This window comes from Nostoc sp. DedSLP03 (genome assembly GCF_034530815.1).
GTDB lineage: Bacteria > Cyanobacteriota > Cyanobacteriia > Cyanobacteriales > Nostocaceae > Nostoc.
In genome coordinates, this window is the sequence record NZ_JAVRCK010000156.1 from 1 (window position 1) to 10,428 (window position 10,428).

A 10,428-nucleotide genomic window follows, 5' to 3' on the forward strand; every position below is an offset into this window, starting at 1 on the left:
ATAATTCTAACTTTAAGCCCCAAGCTCATCCCGCCTGGGGCTTTTTGTTTCTCATGAATTGCGCTACTAATGCCACACAACACTTTTAGAGGGCATTCGGTTGGATTAAAGGTTTATCGCCTGTCACCTATCCTCTTTTGCTTGTCGTGCAGACATGATTTGCTTTTGCTGTTCTTGTAGCCAGTTTTCAAAAAGTTCATTCAATAGGCGCATTTTCATAAATTCATCCAGTTGTGCTGGAATAAATTTTTCTAAACGCAAAATCACAAACCATTCAGCGATACGGGTAGGGGGCAATATTTGACCTGGTTGACTGCTAGAGAGCATTTGCACCATTATCGGATGTAGTGCATTCAGTTCTATAGGGCCTACCAAGCCACCAGTTTGGGCTTCCGGACCGAGTGAGTATTCCCGCGCCAAATCAGCAAAAGAGTTTTCTTTTGCCTGAATCCTAAAGTAGAGTTCTTGGGCAATTCCCACATCCTGGGTTCGCAGTAGGGAATAAATTACTTTGTCCAGTTTTGCCTTGGACTGAAAAAAGTAAGATTCCAGTTTATTACCCCAAGTGGCTTGCTTGAATTTTTCAATTTTCAGCTTACGAGTGGTAATAACTTCTAGTTGATCGGGAGTCAGTCCTTGATGTGCCATCCAAGCCTGGATGTCTTCTTCATTTTTAAACTGTTTTTCAGCGTAAAACTGTTGTTTAGCTTGGGCTACTTCCTCAGGAGTACACTCTATAACTACCTTGGCGGAGCGTGAGTTTTGCTCTATCGCCTCATCAATGATTAATTCTCGCTGCAACTGTGGCAGCATTTGGTAACTTGCCAGTAAAGAAATCAATTCACTAGCTGTAATTGTACGATTACCGATTTGGATCGCTTCAGTCATTAGCTTTCGGTCATCTCAAGAATATTTAGTCTGTTAAAGAAGCTATACCTTAGCCCATTGTCTAGGAACTTTTACCTTAATTCTACAGAGTTAGGTATATTAACCTCACTTTCACAAGAATTAAATAGTTACTTGCTAACATACTTAAAAATATACAGTTTGTATGAGTTTTTATCAAAGATTCTAGGCAAATGCTAGCAGATGTGAAGATAAAGATAAAAGACAGTTCTTGCTAGTACGACTTTGGAAGACGAAGTTTATAGACTGAGTTAGAGTGTTTTGAGGTTTCTATTATTTATTATACGTAGAGCTACAGTGGTATTAGTGTCGCGGTTCTTTTGCCAACCTGGAAAGAGCGTTTGGTACATAAGGGTAGATGCCAAGGATTTTCATGAGTTTGCGTACCCCTACGCGAAAGCGTTCGCTTCTTTACAAGACTCTGCGCGATCGCTATCGAGCATCTAGGGGGCCTGTTTACAAGTGTTTCGGGTATAAAGAGGTACGCATTATATACTGCCTTTTCAAATAAGGGTATTTATGTATCCTATAATCACAGAACTTACACAACTGGCACAGTGCGATCGCTACCCAGTAGTACAGAAGTATTTAATTACCTAGAATGTGTTTGATTGGCTTTACTCGAATTAGTAATAATCAATGATGTATCTTGAAATAAATCATATTGCTTGTACTATGTTAGTTTAGCTAAGACTGAAAAGTTTAGCTTATCAAACAGGTAAAACTATTTACAAGCTCAAGCGATCGCAGGCGCACGGGTAGAAGCTATACAACCAGATCGGGGGACTCGGCGTTTTTCTGTCACCAACGGTGCTGGAGTCTATTATTTAGAAGGCTTACCACAGGGTAAATACACTCTACAAATCAATGGTAATAAATCTTCTGGTAGCTTGACATTGGAAGAGTCTTCTGAAGCATTCCAAGAGCTTAATTTACAACAGCCGGCAATCCCCTAAGAGACTTCCAAAAATAAATTATCCCAAATTATATTTATATTATGGGCACACAGTTAGCTGTGCCACCTAACCGAGAAGTATTAATACAAGATGCATTTCTGGAAAAGACATTGTGGCATGTGTAGTAAGAAAGCAAATATCACTTGATGCTCAAGTTAGCTCAAGGGGGTCTAATGATCGATCGCTTTTTGAATCTAATTTTTATCGATTCCTTCGCTGTAGTAATTAACCTGACATTTGGTACATTACTTCGCACTAAAATCTGCAATTATTCATGGGATGGAGTTGTTAATGATGAACCTTCAACACCAGAAAGTAGCGCTAGTTCTTCTAAATCTCTACCATCCTTAGAAGAGGTACAAACCACTCCTCTTCGATGAAATCTGCCTGCTGTAGCGATTCTCATTTGAATAAAATATAGGCTTGCTTAGGGGCGTACATCTGTGCGCCTCTATGAAAATCTATATCAATCTGTGGTCAATTATATTGATTGTCACAAGCAATAACTAGAATTTTAACGGGAATACGGTAAAATCCAGAGGTACTTTTATTGTTACCAACGCGGGTTAAGGATGGAAGTAATATGATTACGTTATTGGCTGGGGGTGATGTTGCTCTTTCTGTGACGCTATTGTTTGTGATGTTATAGATGTGGGCTAGGCAACTCTAGTTTTGAATATAGTTGCAATGGCTTTAGGTTTTGCGATCGCTACTTTAACCCGATTATGAGAAAAACGTGTTACAGCAATTACAGTAGAAGTAGAAATTTAAAATGGGACACGATCGCTTCTACACCTACACTAATGAACAGTCCTACAATGACCATTCCTGGGGCAATTTATGGTCTGCTAATGTTTGTAACCGACATTCCTTGATGGTACAAGCCCTTAGATTTATCTATGGGGTCAATCTAAAATCCAAAATCTCAAATCCAAAATTGTCTGACTGATGCTGGATTTTTGGTAGGCTAGTCGTCGCCAATATTTTTTTAAAGCATAAAATTAGTTTGCCTCATAAGTTATAAGTATTTGTAGAAATTGAATTATCTAATCTTGTTACGTTGATGTTTCTAGCCTCTTCTGCTAAACCCATTGATGACAATCTTAAAAATTTGGTAGACGAAATTGAAGCGCAAAGTCCTAGATTATCAGTTTTAGCCGCGCGTCAATTCCGTTATAGTTTGCTTCAAACTCCGGTAGAAGTGAGCATCAAAGAACCCCGCCAGTTTAACGTACTCGAAGAATTTATCATCCGTGCTGCTATTGAATTTCAACCTCCGCCAACAGAAGATGAATTAGCCTTTATACTTGGGCTGGATTCTGTATTTATTAAAACTACTACTGCAACACTTCGTTCCTTACAAACTCTATCACCAACATCGCCACTAACAGTTACTCCTGAAGGACGCTCCTTTTATGAAAAAGGATCTGTACCACAGCCGCCATATCCTATACAAATTAATGCTATTACAGACCTTTTAAGCGACAAGATAACTTTTCAATCTGAATCATTAAATGAGACAGTAATAAATTTGCCTGATTTGGCAGATTTTATAAATATTGATAATACAATTGCTGATATTACTTCCTTACCGCTTGAGCAAATTCAAACAAGCATTCAAGCTTCAGGTTTAGCACTTCATGTACCAGAAGAAGGAAAAATTGTCACTTCCTGTAAGGTACTAACTTCAACTCAAAAAATTTGGAGAAGGATATCGATTTTCATTATGTTTGATGCTTTTGAAGATAAATTGAGTATTCAAATAAGAAATGGAACACAAATTTTAGAGTCAGCATCCAATTGGTTAGAAGTGCTACATAATGAAGGTAAAATCTCCTTACAAAGATTATGTAAGTTGTCAAGCGAAACCATAAATTGTGAATGTGAAACCATTCTCAAGCTGAAAAATACCGAAATAGAAGCTAGACTCAAAAATATCCGCACTAAGGCTCTAGAAACTTCTAAAAAATCAGTAGTAGGTCAAGCGATTCAGTTACGGAATGGACAAATTAGCCAAGCTTTTTTAGAAGTTTTAAATTCGGCGAAAAGCCAAGTTATGATTTATTCTCCTTGGATGAATCAAGCAGTTGTTAATGAAACATTTTTGAATCTATTACAGAAATTAGCTAATCGCGGAGTATGGATTTTAATTGGACATGGAATTACGCAGCAACTAAAAAATGAGGATAAACCAATTCCACCAGAAGTAGAAAAAAAACTTCGAGCGATAAAAACACCTGATGGTTTACCATCCGTACAGGTTTTTTGTTTAGGAGATTCTCATGTCAAAGAAGTAATCGTCGATCGAAAAATCTATCTTTGCGGCTCTCATAACTGGCTATCTGATCGCGGTAATTACCTACCACTAGACGAGTCAGTTTATCAAGTGACAATTCCCCTTCAAGTACAGGAAGCTTATGAATTTCTCGCTAATCGCTTCCAAAATCACGCTCAAAAATTATGGGAAAATGCTCTCGAAAACCGTGATTCTCAACTGGCTATAGAGTCTTTATGTATCTGGAGTGCGCTAGGTATGGAAGATATTGCACTCAAAGAGATACAGAAAAGCAATTGGCTTGAACTTCTGCCTGTATGGTTGAATGTAGCAATACAGAAATTAAAGTCAAAAAACTTATCAGGTGATTCAGCAAGTTTTAAAACTGCACTTTCTTTGCTGAGTCAAGTTTCTATCGAAGAGACTTTTATTGATTTATTGCAACAGGGATGGCGTAAAGTTATCGGCGCGATCGCAATTAACAATCCCGAAACTGCTTTAAATTTACTTAGTGATGAAGTATGGGCGCAGTTTATACGTCTCAAGATTGTTCAAGAGAGTGATTCACCCAATGATTTTATTTTGTACCGCGTTTAACCTACATTAGGATATTTTTCATACTTCAATAGTAATAATTTCTCAAAGAGAATCCAGAAATATGCCGTCTGAAATATACTTCTTGATTTCGCGGGGATTGTCAATTAAATGATTCTTAACCTTTGATTGACTTAAAGATAGATCCAGAGATTCGTCTTGTTCGATACAATTTATAAGTAGAGAGAGCCGAGGAGAACAAGGTGGTCTTATTAAAAGGCTTTGAGATTGAGATGTATACGGGCACGCCTCAAGGTGAAATCGTCGGTCTCTCCGACAAAATAGTTGCGGCTTTGGATGGATTTATGCGCGAACCAGATAGCCGCAACGTCGAGTACATAACTCAACCATCCCATAATTACGAAAATTTATTGTGTGCCTTGCTGCGTCCCCGGCGGGAGTTGCGAAACTACCTTAATCGTTTGGGCGATTACACCTTAATACCAGGGAGTACTTTATCTTTGGGTGGGGGCGATCGCTTTCTCCGTTCCGATGCAACAAACCCCTATCATGATTACATTGAGAACACCTATGGCACGAAAGTAGTCACCGCTAGCGTACACATCAATGTCGGCATCAGCGACCCAGAAGTATTGATGCGGGCGTGTCGGGTAATCCGTATGGAAGCACCCCTATTTCTCGCGCTCAGCGCCTCATCTCCGTTCTTGGATGGCAAAGCTACTGGCTATCACTCCACCCGTTGGGGCGTTTTCCCACAAACGCCCAGCCATGTGCCCTTATTTGCCAGCCACGCCGATCATATCCAGTGGGTGGAAGATCAACTCGTTGCCGGAACCATGCAGAATGTAAGGCATTTGTGGGCATCGGTGCGACCAAATGGCGATCGCCGTCCTTATGACTTGAATCGCCTAGAACTACGAATTTGCGATTTAGTCACAGATCCCATTGCCTTATTGGCTATTACTGCCTTATTAGAAGCGCGTTTGTTGCAAATAATCGAAAACCCCAGCATCGATCCGTTAACCCAAAGCACTTTCTCTGCTGAAGAACTCGTCACCCTCACTGCTGACAACGAAGCTGCTGCTGCTGCTGGTAGTCTTGATGCTCAGTTGAGGCATTGGCAAGATGGCAGAAGCATTGTAGCCAGAGATTGGATTGCCGAAATTTACCAAGATGTTTGGGCGATCGCCAAGCAACAAGGTTTTAGCTGTTTTCTTTCGCCTTTGCACAAAATCCTCCGCGAAGGCAATGAAGCTCAACAGTGGTTGCAATTACACGCAGTCGGTTTTGACAGCCAGCGCGTCATCACTCAGGCTATTATTGCCACCCAAGAGCGCGAAATCGAACTCGAAGACAAATTATGTTCGTCTCTGCTGGGTTAACTCAAAATACATTGGGGATTGAGCATTGAGAAAACACTTTGTTTTATCCCCTTATCTCTCCACTTTCGTCTTCATACAAATGGTAGATTTTTTTGCAAGCACTACCAGCCTTAAAAAACACAAGTACTTACTTTCTCTACACAACACTTAATATTTTCCAATTGTAGCCAAATATCCTCTCAGGCATTCATCTGGGCTAATTTGTACTTCCTTTTAAAAATCTAATCGATAGAGGATGCTTGATTATTATTAACAAAACCTATGAATAGCCTCTACCTTTTGGTAGATTTAACATTGACCATAAATTTTTTTATACAATACTTAAATTATACGGATAATGCCTCAGGTAGTTTTAGTGAACCCGCAGATACCTCCTAATACAGGTAATATTGCCCGTACTTGTGCAGCTACAGGTACAGAGTTGCATTTGGTGGGGCCTTTGGGGTTTGAAATTAGCGATCGCTACCTCAAAAGAGCCGGCTTAGATTACTGGCCTTATGTGAAACTACACTATCACGAATCACTAGAAGCCTTTAAAACCGTACATCAGAGGCGTGGTGGCAGATGGTTGGGTTATACGGTTAATGGAAATTGTAATTATGTAAGCTTTCAGTTTCAACCTGATGATTGGCTACTGTTTGGTAGTGAAACCACAGGCTTACCACCAGCAATTCTGTCAGATTGTGATGCTACCGTCTATATTCCCATGAGCCAACCAGGGGTTCGCAGCTTGAACCTGTCAGTGAGTGTAGCAATAGGCTTATTTGAAACCCGTCGTCAGTTAGGCTATTTAGAATAGTTGTTTACATGACTGTTTATAAGTGTATTTACTTATAAGCTTTCCAAAAACCTATTAGAAGATTTATTTGTGACTGCAAAAATTTTCTTGCTCACAGCAAAAATATGTAAAACAATATACCAAAAATTTAAATTATTCGTGAAATGTAGTGGAAGATACTTACAAGTATAGTAAGGTTATTATAAGAAATTTGTATATGAAACTTGGGATATTGCTGAATTTGAATGATAGATTTTGATGAATTTAAAACATTCTAAACTAGGAACGAAATTGCTAAAATCCAGTCATGTATTACATTTGAGCTATTTTTGCTCGTTCGAGGACAGAAATTAGCTCAAAAGTAGCCGATAGTTAATACGGTTGTTTTTTAGGGAATAATCAACGTAAAGTCTCGTGTTGATGAAGACGGATGGGGTAGAAATATCTTGAAGATATCTACAGCAGGGGGCATAACTTTTCCAGAAGTCGCCGCAATTTAATTTTCAGCAGCGACTTGGACTTGGCAAATAATTTGTCCAGTCCCCGCGATTGACGCAAGACAAGTGCGGATAATGGTAAAGAGTAAAATCGTCCTAAGTGGTGTTAGGAGTGGTTCGGACAAGTAAACACAGCAAAATTTAAGTTTTGCAAACAGATGTGAACTTGTCTAAATCAGAGAAGCAGGTTAATCTTGCGTAAGCATCTCTGGTGAATGTGATCTCGATCTATCATTTGTTGCGATCTAAATCATTGACTAGTATCCAACTGAAAAATCGAGGTTAGTTAAGCGCTAGTGATCGTAAGGAGGTCGTCTTTGAAACGAGCATTGAAAAAGAGAGTAAAAGCTGTGTTGAACAATACCCCTAGCAGCGATGATGCCCCGGTAGAACTGCTAAATGTGATGAATCCAAAAGTTAACAGCCGGGTGCGGACAAAAGCGGCGATGATTGGCTTGGCAATCTCTATGGGAGCAACCAGCCTTTTGGTGACTCGACAAAGCGATCAAGCCCAAGCAGCGGTGCCAGTAGGTAGCCAAAAGGCGACTTCAGCGATTCCTGCTGTTCCTGACACCAACGTGAAATTCGCCTCCACAAAGCTGGAGTCCCAAGCAGTCTCATCAGCGAGCGTGCCGGAAAATCCTGTAATCGTGGAACCAACGGCAGTATCACAAGTGCCTGGGCTTGAAGCTAAATGGCAAGTCGCGGCAAGTGGAATATCTTTGCAAGTTCCTGCACCAAACAAGTTTTCTCAAACAACAGCAGGTTATAAAAATTCCACTAACCTGAAGCCCAAAATGGCACAGGGATTGAACAATACCTTAGCCGAAACTAGTTTTCCAACAGTCAATAAGCTGTCTGACTATAGTGCTGATGGTGTTGATAGTACAAATACATCACTAACTGCCCAGCCACAAACAGTGGCAACGTCAACCGCAGCTAACAGTGAAATAAATGTACAACTTAAGGCGCAACAAGAGTTCGCACTAAATCGCTTACAAGAAAAATCGAACCGTTTAAGAAAGAGTCTGGCGCAGTTGCAGTCTGGAGAGACCAAAAATTTATCACCATCACCAGCTGATATAGAATTGGCGCAGCCGACAACTGTGGTTGAGAAGACTGCATTAGCAGTCCAGTCAGACACTTCTAACGATGCAAGCCAAGCGAATTTGGTATCGAAGTTAAAACAGAAGACAAGAGACAGTGCATCTGTACCATCGGCGCCAATAGTGATTGCCTCCTCGACGCATACAGCTTATGAAGTTAAACCTGGAGATACACTAGCAGCGATCGCCAGCAGATACAACACTTCAGTATCAGAACTAGTTAAAGCAAATAACCTCAATAATCCCAATGAACTGCGAATTAGTCAAAAACTAGTTATTCCTGCGGTTCAAACTCCTGCGGTTCAAATTCCTGCGGTTCAAATTCCTACCGTTAAAGTTGAGGCAACTGTAGCGAGTCAGCCCACTTCTGTAGAGTCTAGCAAAACTCCTAATGTTGCTACCTCCCCTTTGAATATTGGTAGTGCTAACTCATATCTACCTAGTTCACCATCACCAACTATTGCCGACAACAGTAGCGTTGCCGTTCCTGCACAGGTAACTGTACAGATTCAGGCAAATAGTGCAACCGACTTAGAAACTGCCCCCCCCACAGCTAAGTCTTATGGCGTCGGTGGTGACATTCCAGTGCCACAAGCTTTTGCCGAAATGCAACAGCCGAAGACACCAGCAAATAGGGTAGCAAGGGTAAACAATAATAATAATGACCGTTTGCGGGGCTTACAAACGGAAATCCAGAGGTTACAGCAGAAATATCGCGCTCAACAGTCTGGTAATTTAGTTGTGCCAGCAGCAGCGATTGAAGCAAATAATGCTGCTATTCTCACTCCTATTTCTACGCCCAATAATTTCAGTGTACCTAACTCTGCATCTAGACCGAATAGTGTAGCAATACCAATTCCAGTTCCGACACCGATTCGGGCTAACTATAGCGTTCAGGCTAAGTCCCAATTCCATACTACTGTACGCCCTACCGAAGTAGTAAACCCAGAATTCATGCCTAATCTGGGTTCTGCTAGCCAGTGGACTCCCTCTCGGACTCAATCTGCCACAAGGGTGGCAACGCCTCCTGGAAAAGTAAATGCCTCTGACTCCTTAGGAAAGATGCGAGGAACCACAGTTTCTCCACAGGTATTACCACCTTTGGCAGCAGTGGATCAATATCTTCCCAGACCCATTGACGAACTTACACCTCCTCCATCTTCCTCAACCTTAGCTTACACCTGGCCAGCAAAGGGAACCCTAACTTCTGGCTATGGCTGGCGCTGGGGTAGAATGCACAAAGGAATTGACGTTGCTAACTCCACTGGCACGCCAGTTGTAGCTTCAGCTGAGGGGACGATAGAAAAAGCTGGCTGGAACAATGGTGGCTATGGCAACCTCGTCGAAATCCGCCATCCTGATGGCAGTACAACTCGCTATGCTCATAACAGCAAGATTCTGGTGCAACCGGGTCAACAGGTACATCAAGGAGAAACAATTGCTTTAATGGGTAGCACTGGTCACAGTACTGGGCCACACACCCACTTTGAAATCCATCCATCAGGCAAGGGTGCTGTTAACCCAATAGCTATGTTACCGCAACGCCTATAATTCTTGGCTGTCTGTAACTAAATTATTGCCTTGTTAGTTGAGGGAGTGTACCTCCCTCTTCTACTTTTATTACCTCAATAGGGATGAAAGTTCTAACAAAATTGCAAAACAGACTAGTCTTGAGCAAATTTCTATGCTATACTAATTAATGATTTTGAAAAACATGGCTCAGTAGCTCAGTTGGTTAGAGCACGGGACTCATAAGCCTGGGGTCGTTGGTTCAACTCCGACCTGAGCCATTTTAAAAGTGCAATAACATTTAGAGCGGTTTCAACTCCTAGTGTACATTCACAAATTAATGTCGCTATTTCACTAATTTGGGTTGTAGCTCATTCGAGATAACCGTTCACAAACTAATGTCGCAATATTAGGGCGTGTCATCAATTGAGCCAAATGACAGAAGCAGCCAGATAAATTGCACC

General features: G+C 41.0%; 6 protein-coding genes, 1 tRNA gene and 1 pseudogene. 7 read left to right on the top strand and 1 reads right to left on the bottom strand.

The window, feature by feature from the left end; genetic code table 11:
• Positions 1–123 precede the first annotated feature (123 nt).
• A complete protein-coding gene (locus RM368_RS36820; protein ID WP_322674331.1) occupies positions 124–888 on the bottom strand; it encodes a peptidylprolyl isomerase in 765 nt (254 codons plus the stop codon).
• Positions 889–1,637: 749 nt separating this feature from the next.
• Here RM368_RS36820 and RM368_RS36825 point away from each other — a divergent pair.
• The 7 genes and pseudogenes from RM368_RS36825 to RM368_RS36855 form a co-directional block, all read left to right on the top strand.
• Positions 1,638–1,862, top strand: a pseudogene (locus tag RM368_RS36825) (carboxypeptidase-like regulatory domain-containing protein); the annotation flags it as partial.
• Between the two features lie 146 nt (positions 1,863–2,008).
• Complete coding sequence (locus RM368_RS36830) at positions 2,009–2,242, top strand: hypothetical protein (RefSeq protein WP_322690001.1); 234 nt, start codon at positions 2,009–2,011, stop codon at positions 2,240–2,242.
• 683 nt (positions 2,243–2,925) lie between these two features.
• Entirely contained in the window at positions 2,926–4,734 is a 1,809-nt protein-coding gene (locus tag RM368_RS36835) for a phospholipase D-like domain-containing protein (protein WP_322698640.1), read from the top strand.
• 200 nt (positions 4,735–4,934) lie between these two features.
• Positions 4,935–6,074: a glutamate--cysteine ligase gene (gene gshA, locus RM368_RS36840; protein ID WP_322698641.1), complete on the top strand. Its 1,140-nt coding sequence runs from the start codon at positions 4,935–4,937 to the stop codon at positions 6,072–6,074.
• 337 nt (positions 6,075–6,411) lie between these two features.
• Complete coding sequence (locus tag RM368_RS36845; RefSeq protein WP_322674339.1) at positions 6,412–6,873, top strand: tRNA (cytidine(34)-2'-O)-methyltransferase; 462 nt, start codon at positions 6,412–6,414, stop codon at positions 6,871–6,873.
• Between the two features lie 793 nt (positions 6,874–7,666).
• Complete coding sequence (locus tag RM368_RS36850) at positions 7,667–10,006, top strand: peptidoglycan DD-metalloendopeptidase family protein (RefSeq protein WP_322698642.1); 2,340 nt, start codon at positions 7,667–7,669, stop codon at positions 10,004–10,006.
• A gap of 165 nt (positions 10,007–10,171) precedes the next feature.
• A tRNA-Met gene (locus RM368_RS36855) sits at positions 10,172–10,245 on the top strand.
• Positions 10,246–10,428: the final 183 nt, after the last annotated feature.

What these genes read in the sequence shown, in the direction of transcription:
- RM368_RS36820 (WP_322674331.1), bottom strand. Translation starts at nt 888, where the DNA reads ATGACTGAAGCGATCCAAATCGGTAATCGTACAATTACAGCTAGTGAA.
- RM368_RS36830 (WP_322690001.1), top strand. Translation starts at nt 2,009, where the DNA reads ATGCTCAAGTTAGCTCAAGGGGGTCTAATGATCGATCGCTTTTTGAAT.
- RM368_RS36835 (WP_322698640.1), top strand. Translation starts at nt 2,926, where the DNA reads ATGTTTCTAGCCTCTTCTGCTAAACCCATTGATGACAATCTTAAAAAT.
- RM368_RS36845 (WP_322674339.1), top strand. Translation starts at nt 6,412, where the DNA reads ATGCCTCAGGTAGTTTTAGTGAACCCGCAGATACCTCCTAATACAGGT.